The 16694-nt window shown below is 65.6% G+C and carries 14 protein-coding genes and 1 tRNA gene; 10 read left to right on the top strand and 5 right to left on the bottom strand.

Features of this window, described 5'->3' with window-relative positions; genetic code table 11:
• The first annotated feature begins 21 nt into the window (after positions 1 to 21).
• The 4 genes from prfA to AC1DIN_RS07475 all read left to right on the top strand — a co-directional run bounded on the left by prfA (position 22) and on the right by AC1DIN_RS07475 (position 3738).
• Positions 22 to 1107, top strand: coding sequence for a peptide chain release factor 1 (gene prfA / locus AC1DIN_RS07490; protein ID WP_476809244.1), 1086 nt, complete (start codon positions 22 to 24; stop codon positions 1105 to 1107).
• 74 nt (positions 1108 to 1181) lie between these two features.
• The gene (locus AC1DIN_RS07485; protein ID WP_441471408.1) at positions 1182 to 1433 is read left to right on the top strand and encodes a hypothetical protein; all 252 of its coding nucleotides are present in this window, start codon (positions 1182 to 1184) and stop codon (positions 1431 to 1433) included.
• A gap of 62 nt (positions 1434 to 1495) precedes the next feature.
• Positions 1496 to 2335 (top strand): peptide chain release factor N(5)-glutamine methyltransferase, encoded by an 840-nt coding sequence (prmC, locus tag AC1DIN_RS07480; RefSeq protein ID WP_476809243.1) that lies wholly within the window; start codon positions 1496 to 1498, stop codon positions 2333 to 2335.
• A 422-nt stretch (positions 2336 to 2757) separates the two neighbouring features.
• Entirely contained in the window at positions 2758 to 3738 is a 981-nt protein-coding gene (locus AC1DIN_RS07475; RefSeq protein WP_476809242.1) for a DUF4167 domain-containing protein, read from the top strand.
• Positions 3739 to 3803: 65 nt separating this feature from the next.
• Here AC1DIN_RS07475 and AC1DIN_RS07470 read toward each other — a convergent pair whose 3' ends face one another.
• Entirely contained in the window at positions 3804 to 4589 is a 786-nt protein-coding gene (locus AC1DIN_RS07470; protein WP_476809241.1) for an MOSC domain-containing protein, read from the bottom strand.
• An 82-nt stretch (positions 4590 to 4671) separates the two neighbouring features.
• A complete protein-coding gene (locus tag AC1DIN_RS07465; protein ID WP_441471404.1) occupies positions 4672 to 4986 on the bottom strand; it encodes a DUF2293 domain-containing protein in 315 nt (104 codons plus the stop codon).
• A 175-nt stretch (positions 4987 to 5161) separates the two neighbouring features.
• On the opposite strand from AC1DIN_RS07465, the gene clpB reads away from it, so the two are divergent.
• The gene (clpB, locus tag AC1DIN_RS07460) at positions 5162 to 7780 is read left to right on the top strand and encodes an ATP-dependent chaperone ClpB (protein WP_476809240.1); all 2619 of its coding nucleotides are present in this window, start codon (positions 5162 to 5164) and stop codon (positions 7778 to 7780) included.
• Positions 7781 to 7852: 72 nt separating this feature from the next.
• Here the strand turns inward: clpB and metW are convergent, their stop codons facing one another.
• Positions 7853 to 8476 carry a methionine biosynthesis protein MetW gene (gene metW / locus AC1DIN_RS07455; RefSeq protein WP_476809239.1) on the bottom strand — a complete coding sequence of 208 codons (624 nt, stop codon included), beginning with the start codon at positions 8474 to 8476 and terminating at the stop codon, positions 7853 to 7855.
• Positions 8477 to 8478: 2 nt separating this feature from the next.
• The gene (metX, locus tag AC1DIN_RS07450; protein ID WP_476809238.1) at positions 8479 to 9648 is read right to left on the bottom strand and encodes a homoserine O-acetyltransferase MetX; all 1170 of its coding nucleotides are present in this window, start codon (positions 9646 to 9648) and stop codon (positions 8479 to 8481) included.
• 309 nt (positions 9649 to 9957) lie between these two features.
• Between metX and AC1DIN_RS07445 the strand changes: the two genes are divergently transcribed.
• From AC1DIN_RS07445 to AC1DIN_RS07430, 4 genes are all read left to right on the top strand, one after another.
• Positions 9958 to 10794, top strand: a complete 837-nt coding sequence (locus AC1DIN_RS07445) for a chorismate mutase (protein ID WP_441471400.1) — start codon at positions 9958 to 9960, stop codon at positions 10792 to 10794.
• A gap of 169 nt (positions 10795 to 10963) precedes the next feature.
• Entirely contained in the window at positions 10964 to 12067 is a 1104-nt protein-coding gene (hisC, locus tag AC1DIN_RS07440) for a histidinol-phosphate transaminase (protein WP_476809237.1), read from the top strand.
• A 5-nt stretch (positions 12068 to 12072) separates the two neighbouring features.
• Positions 12073 to 13011 carry a prephenate/arogenate dehydrogenase family protein gene (locus AC1DIN_RS07435; RefSeq protein WP_476809236.1) on the top strand — a complete coding sequence of 313 codons (939 nt, stop codon included), beginning with the start codon at positions 12073 to 12075 and terminating at the stop codon, positions 13009 to 13011.
• A 235-nt stretch (positions 13012 to 13246) separates the two neighbouring features.
• Positions 13247 to 13322: transfer RNA gene (locus tag AC1DIN_RS07430), tRNA-Thr, on the top strand.
• Positions 13323 to 13418: 96 nt separating this feature from the next.
• On the opposite strand, the gene AC1DIN_RS07425 is transcribed toward AC1DIN_RS07430, so the two are convergent.
• Positions 13419 to 13565, bottom strand: coding sequence for a hypothetical protein (locus AC1DIN_RS07425; RefSeq protein WP_441471398.1), 147 nt, complete (start codon positions 13563 to 13565; stop codon positions 13419 to 13421).
• Positions 13566 to 13929: 364 nt separating this feature from the next.
• Here AC1DIN_RS07425 and AC1DIN_RS07420 point away from each other — a divergent pair, with 364 nt between their 5' ends.
• Positions 13930 to 16692 (top strand): decarboxylase, encoded by a 2763-nt coding sequence (locus AC1DIN_RS07420; protein WP_476809235.1) that lies wholly within the window; start codon positions 13930 to 13932, stop codon positions 16690 to 16692.
• The last annotated feature ends 2 nt before the right edge of the window (positions 16693 to 16694 follow it).

Genomic DNA, 16694 nt, shown 5'->3' with positions numbered 1-16694 from the left:
ATCATTTGCCAGAGTTCTCCGATGTCCCTTCAGCTTCCCCAGGATCGTCTCGACAGCATCGTGGCGCGTCATGCCGCCGCGATGGACGAGATCAACCACGCGAGCGATCCGGCACGGACCGTCGAATTGGCGAAGGAACTCTCGGAGCTCGACCCGGTCGTTGCCGCGATCGCTTCCTGGCGCCAGGCGCAGGTCTCGCTGGATGAGGCAGAGAGCCTGATCGCGGATCCTGCTACCGACCCGGAGTTCCGCGATCTTGCCTATGAGGAGCGGGACGCCGCCCGCGCCGAGATCGAGCTGCGCGGCCGCGAGATCCTGATCGCGCTGCTGCCGAAGGATGCCGCCGACGAGCGCGGCGTCATCATCGAAATCCGGGCGGGAACGGGGGGCGATGAAGCCTCGCTCTTCGCCGGCGATCTGCTGCGCATGTATCAGCGCTATGCCGCCCAGAAGGGCTGGAGCGTCGACATGCTTTCGGAAAGCGAGGGAACCGTCGGCGGCTACAAGGAAGCCATCGCCGAGATCAACGGCCGCGGAGTCTATGCCAGGCTCAAATTCGAATCCGGCGTTCACCGCGTCCAGCGTGTGCCGGATACCGAGGCGAGCGGGCGCATCCATACCTCGGCGGCAACGGTGGCGACCCTGCCGCTCGCGAGCGACGTCGACATCGTGCTGAACGATGCCGACATCCGCACCGACACGCTGCGCTCGGGCGGTGCGGGTGGGCAGCACGTCAACAAGACCGAATCGGCTGTGCGCCTCACCCATATTCCGACCAATACCGTCGTGCTGGTGCAGGACGAGCGCTCTCAGCACAAGAACAAGGCCAGGGCCTATGAACTGCTGCGCGCCAAGCTCTACGACATGGAGCGCCTGCGCATCGATGCCGAGCGCTCGGCGGACCGGCGTTCGCAGGTCGGCTCGGGCGATCGCTCGGAACGTATCCGCACCTACAATTTCCCGCAGGGGCGGGTCACCGACCATCGGATCAACCTGACGCTCTATAAGCTCGACGAGATGATGCAGGGGCTCGTCCTGGACGAGATCGTCGATGCCCTGACCGCCGAGCATCAGGCAAGGCTCCTGGCAGAAGAAGGAGCGGCGTAAGCCCGTGGCGATGAAACCAAATCGCCCGACCGACGTTGGTGACGTATCGACACCAGCAAAGGGGGGAGCCTCCCATGATCAAGACTGTTTCCACGGTTGCAATGGCCGGCCTGATGGCGCTGGCGATGAGCGGAATCTCGCAGGCGCAGGAGAATACCTTTCGCAAGATCACATCCGGTCCGCCGGCGGCCTTGCAGGGGTCGATGACCCAGGCGCAGGCACGCAAGGCCTGCCAGATGGAGATGAAGGGCGCTCGCGAAAGCAAGGCCTCGATCAATACCAAGATGAAGCTGTGCATCGATCAGAAAATGCAGGGCAACAGCTGATAGCGAACGCAAGTCCGGCGAGCGCTTTGCCCGGCGGCATCGATTGGTCAGGGGAGGGCGCCGTGCCGACCGTCAGGGAGGCGCGGCGTCTTCTTGCGCAGCGCCTGATCCAAGCCGGTTCCGAAACCGCCGGGCTCGATGCTCGCCTCCTCATCGAAGGCAGTGTCGGAGCTGAAAATCCCGACCCCGACATGGTTTTGCCGGCAGAGGCGCTTGCCAGGCTGCGCGGCTTCGCGGCACGGCGCGTCGCGGGCGAACCGGTCTGGCGCATCCTCGGCGAACGCGAATTCTGGGGCCTCCCGTTCCGGCTCTCGCCCGCGACGCTGGAGCCGAGGCCGGACAGCGAGACCATTGTCGAAGCCGCCTTGAAGGAACTGGCTGATCGCCGTGGCGAGGCCCTGAAGCTGCTCGATCTCGGAACCGGAACCGGCTGCCTGCTGATCGCGCTGCTGAGCGAGCTGCCGCAGGCGACGGGTATCGGCATCGATCTGTCGGAGGAGGCCAGCCTGACGGCCGCTGCCAACGCTGCGCTGAACGGGATGACCGATCGCGCGAGCTTCCGGCAAGGCAACTGGACCGAGGGACTGACGGGCGGCTTCGACCTGATCCTGTCCAACCCGCCCTATATTCCCTCGGCGGAGATCGCCGGCCTGTCCGTCGAGGTGCGGGAGCATGACCCGCTGCTGGCTCTCGATGGCGGAGAGGACGGGCTGGGGCCCTATCGAATCTTCGCCAGAACCTTGCCCGCTTTGCTGGCGCCGGGCGGCCTTGTCGTCTTTGAGATCGGTGCCGGGCAGGGACCCGATGTCATCGCGCTGATGCGGGCCGGCGGGCTTGAATTCCGGGGCAGCCGGAACGATCTGGGGGGGCATGAGCGGGCGTTGATCTTCGCGCTCGCCTGAAATGCACAGGCTTTTGGTTGATTTCGCTTGGAGAAGCCGCCAAAAGCCGCTATGCAGCATTCAGCCGAAGCTGGTGGCGTCAGAGCCGGGCCTCTGGGCAGTTTCCGATCTTACAGGATTTGCTCGAGTTCGGCATCGTTTGCAGGCGTGTTCCTGAAGCGGTGCAGCTGACAAGCCGGGTGGAGCCCCGAAGGCGCGTGGCGCCGATCGGCTCATGGGGTTGAGCCCCCCTTTTGGGGCTGGAGCCCCGTTTTGGAAAAGAGCGCGTGAAGACCAGAAACGGCGTATCGCCCCTTCGGGTCAACTCAGTCCGGCACAGCGTCGCAACCCGCTGTGTGTCGCAACGCGTATGACGGCACCACGGTTGCTTTGAGCACAGAAGCGCGAGACAGACGCGAATGAGACCAGGTCAGAACCGGCGTATGCGCGGCCGTAACAATAACGGCAACAACAACGGCAATCGCAAATCTCCTAATCCGCTGCAACGTAGCTACGAATCCAACGGTCCGGACGTAAAGGTCCGGGGCACGGCGCAGCATGTCGCCGAGAAATATCTGCAGCTTGCGCGCGACGCCCAGTCTTCTGGCGATACGGTCGCGGCCGAGAGCTATTTCCAGTACGCCGAGCACTACTATCGCATCCTGCTCGCGGCCCAGGAGCAGATGGCCCAGCAGTTCGGCCATTCCTTCCCGCCGAATCGCGCCTTCGTCGAGGATGCGGACGAGGGTGACGAGGAGGGCGAAGAGGAGGGGCAGCTTTTCCAGCCCGGCGCCGGGCCGCAGCCCGATTTTCGCGGGCCGAACGGCCATGCCGGCCAGAATGGCTACAACGGTCATGGCGGCCTGCGCGCCGAAGGCGAGGGGGGCGAGGGCCAGCCGCAGGGCGGCCAGCGTTTCGACCGCCAGAACCGTCGCGAGCGTTTCAACAACAACGACCGTAACAACAACGATCGCCGCTTCGATCGTCAGGATCGCGGTGAGCGTCGCTTTGATCGCAATGCCGAAGGCGGCCAGAGTGGGGCGCCCGGATATGCGCCGCGTCCCGATGCACCGCGTTCCGATATTCCGGTTAGCAGCGAGAACGCGACCGAGGCTGCTCCCGAGCAGGTTCAGAGCGAGCGTCGTTTCGAGCGCAGCGAGCGTCCCCAGCGCGAGCGTCGTCCGCGCCGCGAGCGCGAGATCGAGGCGGATGCGGGCGAGGATGTCGCCACCGCTCTGCCGTCCTTCCTGACCAACCCCGTGCGCGTATCGGCGCCGGAGCCGGTCGAGGCGGCACCGGCGGAGCCGGTTGAGGCGGCTGCCGACGTTGCCGCGGAGCCGGCGCCCAAGCGCACCCGCCGCCGCCGCTCGCCGCGCGAGGTCATGGACGCTCTCGGTTCCGAGACGGATGGGTCGGCTGAGTAAGCCGCGAAATCCGCCGACAGCTTTGAAAAAGGGCCCGTAAGGGCCCTTTTTGTTTATCTGCGCTCTCAGGCTATGCCGAGTTCGGCCGATGCCTCCGCCGGTGTCAGCACGTCTCCTGCCTGCAGGCGCCCACCCGCGACGATGCGGCAATAGATGCCGCAATCGACATGGCCGTAGTTCTGCATCAGCGCCTTCGGGATCTGCATGTCGCGCGCGCCGGTCTCCGGGTCGACATTCGTCGCCGCACAGCGCTCGATCCGCTTGATCACATGCAGCCGCAGGCCATTCGGCCCGTCCAGATCGCGGCCGACCAACTCGTTCTCCGCCCAGGGTTCGAGCCCGCTCACCATCAGGTTGCCGCGGAAGCGCAGCGGATCGACAGGTCTTCCGAGCCGTTCTTCGAGATCGGCGACGCTCGCGAGATTGATGATCGAGACGAAGCCTGAGCGGGAATCGGTGAAGCGATAGGTCGAGGGTGCCGTCAGCAGCTTCGGCTCGCCGCGCAACTCGTCGGGCATGAAACCTTCGAAGAAGCGCGTGATCGCCGCTCTGCCGTCGTCACTGGCGGTTGCTGCGCGCAATACCTCCCGGCTTCCTTCATGGATGACGAGGTCTCCGCTCGCATCGTCGTAGCGGCTGCGCAGCCGGGCCAGCGACTCGTTGCGCATCAGCATCAGGTACTTGATCTTCGGCTGATGCACCGGCTCGGCGGCGTCGAAGCCGGAAGGGCCATTCTCGACGGCGAACAGCCGGTCGCCGGGAAAGTAGCCTTCAGTCGGCAGGTCGGCGCGTTGAAGCGGCTCCGGCGAGAGGCCTTTCACAGGGTAGCGATAGAGCGTTTCGATGCGCATGGTCCGACCTGAACAGGCAAAAGGTGGCGGACCATAGCCTTGCCACGCCGTCCTGACAGATCAAATCTTGTATCCGTTTCGATCAATCCGCCTCGTCCTCGCCGTCGCTGACCGAGCGCTGGCAGCCCCAGCCGGCGAGCACGGCATCGGTCTCGTCGGCGACGAAGAAGCGGGCGGCGTCGCGGTCATAGCCCTCGGCCAGCAGGCGTTCGTAGTCGGTATGGACATGGCGGACATGGCTGCCGAGTGCGAGCCAGAGCGCCGTCGAGGGCGGCAGGTCCTTCATGTGGCGCCGCTCCGCCAGCGTGATCACCGCCTCTGCGTCGGAGAGCGGAATGCCGGGCGCCAGCGCCCTCAACGCCCGACGAATCGCCTGCTGTCGCTTGGTCCCGGCCATGCCCGATCTGCGCCTGCCGCTTGCGCCAGGTCAATTGTGGGGGCGACCCTCTTCCGTTGCGCCAATGTCACACTATCTTGGAGAGCGAGGGGCGGCCCATAGCGGCGCCCCATCTCGATGAAAGGGCAGCGGAACACGTCGCCACGGGGCGCGTTCTGCGGGCGGAGTGACTTGAATGAACATTGAAAAATATACGGATCGAGCGAAGGGCTTTCTTCAGGCGGCGCAGACGATCGCGCTACGCGAGGGACATCAGCAGTTCACGCCGGAGCATCTGCTCAAGGCGTTGCTTGACGACAATGAGGGCATGGCGGCCGGTCTGATCGACCGGGCCGGCGGGCAGTCGCGCGTCGCGCTGCAACTCGTCGATCAGGCCCTGGCGAAGATTCCGAAGGTTTCGGGCGGTTCGGGCGGTCTCAACCTGACCCCGGGCCTGGCGCGCGTGTTCGACACCGCCGAGAAGGCGGCCGAGAAGGCTGGCGACTCGTTCGTCACGGTCGAGCGGCTCTTGCTCGCTCTTGCGATCGAGAAGGACACCGAGGCGGGCAAGGCGCTCTCCAAGGCCGGTGTGACGCCGCAGGCGCTCAACGCCGCGATCGAGGCGATCCGCAAGGGCCGTACGGCCGATTCCGCCTCGGCCGAACAGGCTTATGACGCGCTGAAGAAATACGCCCGCGACCTCACCGCCGCTGCGCGCGAGGGCAAGCTCGACCCGGTCATCGGGCGTGACGAGGAGATCCGTCGCACCATCCAGGTGCTGTCGCGCCGGACCAAGAACAACCCCGTCCTCATCGGCGAGCCCGGCGTCGGCAAGACCGCCATCGCCGAGGGCCTCGCTTTGCGTATCGTCAATGGCGATGTGCCCGAGAGCCTGAAGGACAAGGAGCTGCTCGCCCTAGACATGGGCTCGCTGATCGCCGGAGCGAAGTATCGCGGCGAGTTCGAGGAGCGGCTGAAGGCCGTGCTGACCKAGGTCTCGTCCTCGGACGGCGGCGTCATCCTGTTCATCGACGAGATGCACACCCTTGTCGGCGCCGGCAAGACAGATGGCGCGATGGATGCCTCGAACCTGCTGAAGCCGGCGCTCGCGCGCGGCGAGTTGCACTGCATCGGCGCGACGACGCTCGACGAGTACCGCAAATACGTCGAGAAGGACGCGGCGCTGGCGCGGCGCTTCCAGCCCGTCTTCGTCGACGAGCCGACGGTCGAGGACACCATCTCGATCCTGCGCGGCCTGAAGGAGAAGTACGAGCAGCATCACCGCGTCCGCATCACGGATTCGGCTCTGGTCTCGGCCGCGACGCTCTCGAACCGCTACATCACCGACCGCTTCCTGCCCGACAAGGCAATCGACCTTGTCGACGAAGCCTCGGCGCGGCTGCGCATGCAGGTCGACTCCAAGCCCGAGGAGCTGGATTCGATCGACCGCGAGATCGTGCGGCTCAAGATCGAGCAGGAGGCGCTCAAGAAGGAGAACGACGCCGGCTCGAAGGAGCGGCTGAAGCGGCTCGAATCCGAACTGGCCGAGCTCGAGGCGCGTTCCGACGCGATCACGACCAAGTGGAAGGCCGAGAAGGACAAGCTCGGCCAGGCGGCGGAGCTCAAGACCAAGCTCGACAATGCCCGCAACGAGCTCGCCCAGGCGCAGCGCAAGGGCGAGTACCAGCGGGCGGGCGAACTCGCCTATGGCGAGATCCCGCAGCTCGAGAAGAAGCTGGCCGAGGTCGAGGCGAAAGGTGACGATGCCGGCATGGTCGAGGAGGCGGTGACGCCGGACCATGTCGCGCAGGTTGTCAGCCGCTGGACCGGCGTGCCGGTCGATCGGATGCTCGAAGGCGAGAAGGAGAAGCTGCTCCGCATGGAGGAGGTTCTGGCCTCCCGCGTCGTCGGGCAGCGCGAGGCCGTGGAAGCAGTTTCGACCGCGGTCCGCCGCGCCCGCGCCGGCCTGCAGGACCCGAACCGCCCGATCGGCTCCTTCATGTTCCTCGGCCCGACCGGCGTCGGCAAAACCGAGCTGACCAAGGCGCTCGCCGCCTTCCTGTTCGACGACGACACGGCGCTCGTGCGCATCGACATGTCCGAGTACATGGAGAAGCACTCGGTCGCCCGGCTCATCGGCGCGCCTCCCGGCTATGTCGGCTATGAGGAGGGCGGTGCCCTGACGGAGGCGGTTCGTCGCCGGCCCTATCAGGTCGTGCTCTTCGACGAAGTCGAGAAGGCGCATCCGGACGTCTTCAACGTCCTGCTGCAGGTTCTCGACGACGGGCGCCTGACCGACGGCCAGGGCCGCACGGTCGACTTCCGCAACGTGCTGATCATCATGACCTCGAACCTCGGTTCGGAGTTCCTGGTGAACCAGCCGGAAGGGCAGGACAGCGATGCCGTCCGCGACGAGGTCATGGGCGTGGTCCGCCATGCCTTCCGGCCGGAGTTCCTGAACCGGATCGACGACATCATACTGTTCCACCGCCTGCGGCGGGAGGACATGGGCGCGATCGTCGACATCCAGATGGCCCGGCTGCAGAAGCTGCTGACCGACCGCAAGATCACGCTCGAGCTCTCGAAGGAGGCGCGCGAGTGGCTGGCGGACAAGGGTTACGACCCCGCCTATGGCGCACGCCCGCTCAAGCGCGTGATCCAGAAGTCGGTGCAGGACCCGCTGGCGGAAGCCATCCTCGCCGGCGAGATCGTCGACGGCGAGACGGTGCCCGTCACTGTCGGGCCGGGCTCGCTGATGCTCGGCGATGTCGCGGCCGTAAAGGAAAAGCGGCCGGCGGGCGTCGCGCTGAACTGACGTCTGCGGAGTAGACAGATGACGAAAGGGCCGCGCGAGCGGCCCTTTCTTGTCTCGGTAGCGAAGCGCTGCTCATCCCCGCTTCAGCAGGAACACCGCCTGCGCGCCGAACAGATTCCAGAACCACCAGGGCGCGTTGACGCCGACCCGGCCGCCGGCGGCATCGAGCGCCACCGCGCGCTCCTTCTTGGCGCCGATCTGGTCGCAGAGCGCGACGAAGTCCCGAATCGTGCAGAAATGGATGTTGGGCGTGTCCCACCATGAATAGGGCAGGGCGTCGGTCACCGGCATCCGCCCCTGGAAGAACACCTGGCTGCGCATCCGCCAATGCCCGAAATTCGGGAAGGAGACGATCGCGTGCCGGCCGATGCGCAGCATGTGCTCCAGCACGAGCCGCGGATTGCGCGTCGCCTGGATCGTCTGGGACAAGATCACGTAGTCGAACGAATCGTCGGGATAGCCGGCAAGATCGGCGTCGGCGTCACCCTGGATCACCGAGAGCCCTCGCGCCACGCAATCGGCCACGCCTTCGCGCGAAAGCTCGATGCCGCGCGCATCGACCCGGCGGGTTTCGGCGAGGAGCGCGAGCAGCACGCCGTCGCCACAGCCGACATCGAGCACCCGCGTGCCCGGGGTCACCATCTCGGCGACGAGCTTCAGGTCGATGCGGTTGGTCTGGTTGTCGCTGAAGGCCATGCTCAGAGTCCGCGTGCCCGAGCCGCTGCGCCGATGAAGCCGCGTGTCGTGGCGAAGAGATTGGGCTCTTCCAGCAGGAAGGCATCGTGCCCCTTGTCGCTTTCCAGTTCGACGAAGGAGACCGAGGCGCCGGCCGCATTGAGCGCATGCACGATCGCGCGGGAATCCGCTGTGGGGAACAGCCAGTCCGAGGTGAAGGAGGCCACGCAGAAACGTGTCTTTGTGCCCGCGAAAGCGCGCGCGAGCACACCGTCATGGTCGGCCGCGAGGTCGAAATAATCCATCGCGCGCGTCACATAGAGATAGGAGTTGGCGTCGAAGCGCTCGACGAAGGAGAGGCCCTGATAGCGCAGGTAGCTCTCCACCTGGAAGTCCGCGTCGAAGGAGAAGGTCGGCGCCTCCCGGTCCTGCAGCTTGCGGCCGAACTTGCGGTGCAGCGCCTGCTCCGAGAGATAGGTGATGTGCGCGCCCATCCGCGCCACCGAAAGCCCCTTGGCCGGGCGGGTGCCCTCTTCGAGATAGCGCCCCTGCCGCCAGTCGGGATCGGCCATCACTGCCTGACGGCCGACTTCGTGGAAGGCGATGTTCTGGGCCGAGTGCTTGGCGCCGGTCGCCAGCGGCAGCGCAGAGAAGACGCGACCCGGATAGCTCGCCGCCCATTGCAGCACCTGCATGCCGCCCATCGAGCCGCCCGCGACGCAGAACAGCGTCTCGATGCCGAGCGAGTCGATCAGCGCCGCCTGCGCCCGGACCATGTCGCGGATGGTGACGACCGGGAAAGACAGGCCCCAGGGCTTGCCAGTCGCCGGATTGGTCGAGGCCGGTCCGGTCGTGCCGGTGCAGCCGCCGATCACATTCGCGCAGATCACGAAGAAGCGGTCGGTATCGATCGGCTTGCCCGGTCCGATCATCGCGGTCCACCAGCCGCCCTTGCCGGTGATGGGATTGCGGCTCGCGACATATTGGTCGCCGGTCAGGGCATGGCAGACTAGGACCGCGTTCGTTTTGTCGGCGTTGAGCGTGCCGTAAGTCTGGTAGGCGATCTGCCACCGGTCGAGCACGACGCCGCAATCCATCAGCAGCGGCGTGTCGGGCCCAAAGCGCGCAACCGGGCTCGAAGGCTCGTTCGCCTCCTTCTGCGGATCGGCCAGGCTGGGGGAGAGATCGCTCATATCGTCCGCTTCGGCAGTGTGATTTGTCTTGCCGGTCCAGGCGTTCGGAAAATCGAACTCTAGCGATGCCGTGCCGGCGCGTCGCTGTCAACGCGGGACTGCGCAGCCGGCTTTGCCAAGGCGCGGCGGGAGCGCTAAGGAGCGTGGCAACTCCTAAAGCCCTCATCCTGAGGAGCCGCGGAACGTGGCGTCTCGAAGGATGATCCAGCGGGTTCCGAAACCTCCTGGAGCATCCTTCGGGACGCAAGCTTCGCTTGCTGCTCAGGATGAGGGCTCACGGGTCCTCGTCGAGAAGCGCAACCTGCCGCCATGACCGAAGCCGCCCCCACGACCCTCGCCGACCTCCGTGCCGGGATCGATCGCATCGACAGCGAGATGCATGCGCTGCTGATGGAGCGCTCGCAGATCATCGAGACGCTGATCTCGGTCAAGAAGACGCAGGCCTCCGGCTCTGCCTTCCGCCCCGGCCGCGAGGCCGACATGATGAAGCGCCTCGCGCTGCGCCATAAGGGGCTTCTGCCGCTCGATACGGTCGAGAGCATCTGGCGCATCATCATCGCGACCTTCACCTATGTGCAGGCGAATTATTCGGTGCATGCCGATGTCTCCGGCGGCGACCCGGCGATGCGCGATTCCGCTCGCTTCCATTTCGGCTTCACCGTTCCCTTCGTTCCGCATGAGGATGCCCGCGCAGTCATCCGCGCCGTGGCCGAGTCCGCCGGCGATCTCGGCATCTTCCGCATGGACCAAGGCGCCAGCGCCGGCATCTGGTGGCGGGACCTGATCGGGGCCGACAAGCCCAAGATCATCGCGCGCCTGCCCTTCATCGAGCGGCCGGATCATCCAGCGGGAACGCCGGTCTACTGCATCGCCAAGCCGCTGACCGATGCCGCCGTGCGCGAGATCGTGCTCTATGCCGCCCGCGTCGAGCGCTGGTCGGAAGCACTCCGTCACGGTCTCGCCGAGCATCTGGCCGAGGTCTCGGCCTCGGCGGCCGATGGCTCGCATCTGTCGCTGCTGGTCGCGGCCTCCGGCGAGGTCGATCAGTCGGTGATCCGTGCCGCCCTCGCGCCCGCCGGCCTCAGCGACTTCTCCGAGGTCGGCAGCCATGCCGCCCGCTTCGCCGTCAAATCCGCCCGTTCGTGAATAGATGAACTTGATCTAATGCCCCCTCAACGCCGCCATCCCGGGCGACCATAGGGAGACCCGGGATCCATGCCTGAGCGCTGCCGGTGAACGCTCCGGCATGGATCCCGGATCTTCGCTTCGCTCCATCCGGGATGACCGCGCGGATATGATACCGAAAGAGCAAGAGATGACCGCCTCCCGCCCTGTTCCCCGTCCCGGCGTCCTCGACATCGAGGCCTATGTCCCCGGCAAGTCCGCCGCCCCCGCCGGCGTGAAGCTGCACAAGCTCTCCTCCAACGAGACGCCGCTCGGCCCGAGCCCGAAGGCCGTCGCGGCCTTCGAAGGCCTTGCCGCCAAGCTGGAGCTCTATCCCGACGGCACGTCGACCAAGCTCAAGCAGGCGATCGCAGGCCGCTACGGTCTCGATCCCGCGCGGATCATCTGCGGCAACGGCTCGGATGAACTGCTGGAGCTCGTCACCAAGGCCTATCTCGGCGCGGGCGACGAGGGCATCTACAGCCAGTACGGCTTCCTGGTCTATCGCATTGCCATCCTCGCCATGGGCGGCAAGCCGGTGATCGTGCCCGAGAAGAACTACACGGCTGATGTCGACGGCATCCTCGCCGCGGTGACACCGAAGACCAAGATCGTCTTCCTCGCCAACCCCAACAACCCGACCGGCACCTATCTGCCCTTCGACGAGGTGAAGCGCCTGCAGGCCGGCCTTCCGCCGCATGTCCTGCTGGTGCTGGACGCGGCCTATGCCGAATATGTCCGCCGCAACGACTACGCCTCCGGCCTCGAACTCGTCGCCGAGAGCGAGAATGTGGTGATGACCCGCACCTTCTCGAAGATCTACGGCCTCGCCAATCTGCGCATCGGCTGGATGTATGCGCCGGCCCATATCATCGATGCGCTCGAACGTATCCGCGGCCCCTTCAACGTCAACGGCGCCGCGATCGAGGCGGGCGCCGCCGCCGTCGCAGACGAGGCCCATGTCGCCGCCGCGCTGGAGCACAACGAGAAGTGGCTGGCCTGGACGACGGCCGAGCTGGAGAAGCTCGGTCTCACCGTGACGCCCTCGGTCGGCAACTTCATCCTGATTCATTTCCCGAAGACACCGGGCAAGACGGCCAAGGAGGCCGACGCCTTCCTGACCCAGCGCGGCCTCATCCTGCGCGCCGTCACCTCCTATGGCCTGCCTGATGCGCTGCGCATGACCATCGGCTCCGAGGAGGCGAACCGCCTCGTCGTCGCCGCGCTCGCCGACTTCCTCGCCGGCAAGGCGTGACCGCGATGGCGGAGAGCTTCGCGCCGCGCCGTTCCGAGCCGGTCTTCGCTCGTCTCGCCATCATCGGCATCGGGCTGATCGGCTCCTCGATCGCGCGGGCGGCGAAGGAGCTCAACCTCGCTGGCACGATCGTGCTGTCCGACCGCGACGCGGCCGTCCGCCAGCGGGCGCGCGAGCTCGATCTCGGCCATGCCGTCGCCGAGACGGCGGCAGAGGCGGCCCGCGACGCCGACCATGTCATCCTTTGCGTGCCGGTTGGCGCCTGCGGAGCGGTTGCCGTGGAGATCGCGCGGGTTCTGAAGCCGGGCGCGATCCTTTCCGATGTTGGTTCGGTCAAGGGCTCGGTGGTCGATGCGGTCCTGCCGCACCTGCCGGAGGGCGTTTCCTTCGTGCCTGCCCATCCGGTCGCGGGAACCGAGAATTCCGGCCCCGATGCCGGCTTCCCGAGCCTCTTCCTCAACCGCTGGTGCATCCTGACGCCGCCGGAAGGGACGGACCCGGCCGCGATCGCCAAGACCCGCCAGCTCTGGGAAGGGATGGGCGCGCTGGTCGAGGTGATGAGCGCGCAGCACCACGACCTCGTGCTCGCCATCACCAGTCACCTGCCGCACTTGATCGCCTATAACATCGTCGGCACGGCCGAGGACCTGGAAGCGGTGACGCAGTCGGAGGTCATCAAGTTCTCGGCCGGTGGCTTCCGCGACTTCACCCGTATCGCGGCGTCGGACCCGACGATGTGGCGCGACGTCTTCCTGCACAACAAGGAAGCGGTGCTGGAGATGCTCGGCCGCTTCAACGAGGACCTCGCGCTGCTCACTCGCGCCATCCGCTACGGCGACGGCGAGACGCTGCACAAGCACTTCACCCGCACCCGGGCGATCCGCCGCGGCATCGTCGCGCTCGGGCAGGAGAAGCCGGAGACGGAAAAGCTGCGCAAGGACTGAAGCATCGGACCGAAAAGTGACTTCCACTTTTCGGAGAAATCCGATGCGCAAACAAAGGCCTGGATTGCCGCTTCGCGCCCGATGGGGCGCGCGGCGATCCAGGCGGCGGCTTCACGGGGCCGCCTGATCGGATCGGCCTCCGTCGGTTGCGCGGCGGCAGGCGCCACGCAACCCTGTGCAAGATGTCGGGTTTGGCTTGCCAAGCTCCGCAGTGACTGTTACAGCGCCACCCGTTGCCGCAATAGCTCAGCTGGTAGAGCACCTCATTCGTAATGAGGGGGTCGGGGGTTCGAATCCCTCTTGCGGCACCACTTTCATATTCGCCAATTCCGCAGACGTTGAAAACCGGCCGAAGCGGCCGGTTTTTGTGTCTGGCGGTTCGTCCGCCCATTGCACTGAGCCGGTGCTTATTTCCGCGCCGAACGCGCTCTGATCGCTGCCTCATCGGCCGCCTGCTGGCGCTTGAAGGCGGCGATGTTCTCCTGGCCCGCACGCATGTTCTCGGCTGCGCGCCCGTCCTGCATCATGTCGCGGCCCTCTTGCAGGACATCCATGGCGCATCCGGCCGTGCGATTGCAGGCCGTTGCCGGCTGGGAGCCGACCGACAGGTAAATTGCCGCACCGGCCGCCGCTATCCCCGCAAGAATGAACTTTTTTCTATCCATGTGACGGGCTCCGTGCCGAGGCATTGAGAAACGTCTAAGGCAAAGTCCGGACGGCGTGTGACCGCGAGCGACTTGAATGCGCGCCATGACTTTTGGTCACGGGCGCTGAAAACGCCGATTGGCCTAACGAATACTCCCGTCTTAAGAGGCCGGAACCTGTCCCCAAGGACAATACACCGTCTTCTCTCGTTGTGCTGAATTTGACGGCCGGCTGGCGCCACACGGATCTTGCAGCCCGAGGGAAGGATTCACCATGGCCCCTCCTGTTCAGGAATCGCGCAGCATCGATCACTTCTTCTCGGCTCCTTCGGGCCGAGCCGACCGCTGGCGGGATCTTCATGCCGCCGCGCGCTCCTGGTCGACGGGTGGCAAGAGCCGCCGCGCGGTCGAGGTTGCGCTCAATGAACTCGGCGTCATCGAGGAGTTTCATGCGTTCCCGGGCGCCGAGCTCCTAGCGGCCCTGCGGGGCCTCCTGCAGAACGACGACGCAACCGGCTTCCTGTCGCTCGCCAAGCGCATCTCGCTGGCCATCATCACGAGCAACTACAAGCATGATCCGAAGGAATGGCAGTCGGCCGACCTGTCGCTGGCGGAGCCGGTGGACATTCTGCCCTCGTCACTGGGAGAGGGTTCATCGCACCGTCCCTATTTCGAAACGCTGCTGGTGACGCCCGCTCCCCCCGATCGCTGGCCGCATGTCGCGGCCGAGTTTCGCCGGCTGAGACGCCCCGAGGACGCGTTCGTCTACGAAGCGGTGCTGGTTGGCAGCCTGGAAGATGCGATCTGCGCGGCAGTGCTGAATCCCAACATCGCTGCGGTCGCCATCTATGAGGGCTTTGTGCTGAGGTCCCGGCACGATGCCCCGATCCTGCGCAGCGTCCTCGCCGCGCAGCAGCCGCTCCTCGACAAGGCTGATGAAGCCGACATGGCCTTGCGCCTCGCCGCCGGGCTGAAGGCGATCCGGCCCGAGCTCGATATCTATCTGCTCTCCGATCGGCGCGTCGAAAAGCTGGCGGGCGATCCGCGCGCCGCGATGATCCGCCGCGTGATGTACCAGGTCGAGGAGCCGCTGGAGCTGCATCTGTCGGTGCTGGAGGGCATCAAGGCGCGTTACGACACGCCCTTCTTCGACAATCTCAAGCTCTATGCGCAGAGGCCGATCGCCACCTTCCATGCCCTTCCGATCGCTCGCGGCAAATCGGTTTTCCACTCGCCCTGGATCCGCGACATGGGCCAGTTCTACGGCATCAACCTCTTCCTTGCCGAGAGCAGCGCCACCACGGGCGGCCTGGACAGCCTGCTGGAGCCCACCGGCAACATCAAGCGCGCCCAGGAAATGGCGGCGCGCGCCTTCGGCGCCGACCACGTCTTCTTCGTGACCAACGGCACCAGCACCTCGAACAAGATGGTTCTGCAGGCGCTGGTCGCGCCCGGCGACATCGTCATCCTCGACCGCAACTGCCACAAGTCGCATCATTACGGCCTGGTGCTGAGCGGCGCGCAGCCCGTCTATGTCGAGGCGTTCCCGATGACGGAATACTCGATGTACGGGGCGGTGCCGCTACGCACCATCAAGAAGGCGCTGCTCGATCTGAAGGCGGAAGGCCGCCTGGATCGCGTCAAGATGGTCGACCTGACCAACTGCACCTTCGACGGCCACATCTACAACACCCGGCGCGTGATGGAGGAATGCCTCGCCATCAAGCCGGACCTGATCTTCCTCTGGGACGAAGCATGGTTCGGCTTCGCCCGCTGGTCACCCTTCCTGAGGCCGCGAACGGCGATGGGCGCGGCGGCCGACATCGAAGCCTGGATGGAGGGTCCGGAAGCCGTCGACAGCTATGAGCGGCAGCGCAAGGAACTCGGCGCGAGCCCATCGGCCAAGACCCTGCTGGACACGCGGCTGATCCCCGATCCGCGCGCCGTCCGGTTGCGCGTCTATCAGACGAACTCGACCCATAAATCGATGTCGGCATTCCGGCAGGGGTCGATGGTGCTGGTCAAGGATGTCGACTTCCACAAGGTCGAGGCGCAGTTCCACGAAGCGATCTTCACCCACGCCTCGACGAGCCCGAACCAGCAGCTCATCGCCAGCCTCGAGGTCGCACGCCGGCAGATGGAGCTCGAAGGCTACGGCCTGGTGATGAACGCCATCGAAGTAGCGCTCGACATCCGGCGGGAGATCGCCATCCACCCGCTGATCTCCAAATACTTCAAGATCGTCGGAGCCGATGGAATGGTGCCGGCGCAGTATCGGACCAGCGGCTTTATCGATTTCCTTGCGCCCGAGACGCGCTGGGACGACCAGTTGCGCAGCATGCGCGAGGACGAATTCTGCCTCGACCCGACGCGCATGACGCTGGTCTGCGGCACAGCGGGTTTCGACGGCACCTCGTTCAAGGGACTTCTGGCCTCCGAGTACGGCATCCAGGTCAACAAGACGTCGCGCAACTCGGTGCTCCTCCAGTCCAACATCAACAACACGCGCAGCGATGTGGCGCTGCTGATCGGCGTCCTGCTCAAGATCAGCAATGAGATCGAGGCGCGCCTGCGTCAGGGCGGCGAAGGCGAACGACGGGCCTTCGACGCCCGTGTGCGCAGCCTGATGAAGGATGTGCCCGAACTCCCGGATTTCAGCCGCTTCCACGAAGCCTTTCGCGGCGATGCCGGCGAGAACACGCCGGAAGGCGATATCCGCACGGCGTTCTTCTCCGCCTATGCGGAGGAAAAATGCGAATACCTGCCGATCGACAGCCCCGAATGCGACCGTCGCATCGACAAGGGCCCGGCGCTCGTCTCGGCCAATTTCGTCATTCCCTACCCGCCGGGCTTCCCGATCCTGGTGCCGGGCCAGGTCGTGACGCATGAAACGATCACCTTCATGCGCAAGCTCGATGTGAAGGAAATCCATGGTTACGAGAAAGCAAAGGGCCTCAAATTGCTGAGGCCGGACGCACTGTCCGACAGGAAAGGTGTGAGTGCCGAGAAGAGTCAGAAAAAGCCTCGAGCAGCTTAGCT

The organism is Allobosea sp. 05T438, from assembly GCF_056396025.1.
The sequence above is the reverse complement of the archived record's forward strand: the minus strand, read 5'-3'. Positions and strand labels throughout refer to the sequence as shown.

Excerpts from the sequence above, each read along its gene's own strand:
- AC1DIN_RS07470 (WP_476809241.1), bottom strand. The coding sequence starts at position 4,589 with ATGCGCATCGAAACGCTCTATCGCTACCCTGTGAAAGGCCTCTCGCCG.
- AC1DIN_RS07445 (WP_441471400.1), top strand. The coding sequence starts at position 9,958 with ATGACCGAAGCCGCCCCCACGACCCTCGCCGACCTCCGTGCCGGGATC.
- hisC (WP_476809237.1), top strand. The coding sequence starts at position 10,964 with ATGACCGCCTCCCGCCCTGTTCCCCGTCCCGGCGTCCTCGACATCGAG.
- AC1DIN_RS07425 (WP_441471398.1), bottom strand. The coding sequence starts at position 13,565 with ATGGATGTCCTGCAAGAGGGCCGCGACATGATGCAGGACGGGCGCGCA.
- AC1DIN_RS07420 (WP_476809235.1), top strand. The coding sequence starts at position 13,930 with ATGGCCCCTCCTGTTCAGGAATCGCGCAGCATCGATCACTTCTTCTCG.
- AC1DIN_RS07485 (WP_441471408.1), top strand. The coding sequence starts at position 1,182 with ATGATCAAGACTGTTTCCACGGTTGCAATGGCCGGCCTGATGGCGCTG.
- AC1DIN_RS07435 (WP_476809236.1), top strand. The coding sequence starts at position 12,073 with ATGGCGGAGAGCTTCGCGCCGCGCCGTTCCGAGCCGGTCTTCGCTCGT.
- prfA (WP_476809244.1), top strand. The coding sequence starts at position 22 with ATGTCCCTTCAGCTTCCCCAGGATCGTCTCGACAGCATCGTGGCGCGT.
- metW (WP_476809239.1), bottom strand. The coding sequence starts at position 8,476 with ATGGCCTTCAGCGACAACCAGACCAACCGCATCGACCTGAAGCTCGTC.
- metX (WP_476809238.1), bottom strand. The coding sequence starts at position 9,648 with ATGAGCGATCTCTCCCCCAGCCTGGCCGATCCGCAGAAGGAGGCGAAC.
- AC1DIN_RS07465 (WP_441471404.1), bottom strand. The coding sequence starts at position 4,986 with ATGGCCGGGACCAAGCGACAGCAGGCGATTCGTCGGGCGTTGAGGGCG.
- AC1DIN_RS07475 (WP_476809242.1), top strand. The coding sequence starts at position 2,758 with ATGCGCGGCCGTAACAATAACGGCAACAACAACGGCAATCGCAAATCT.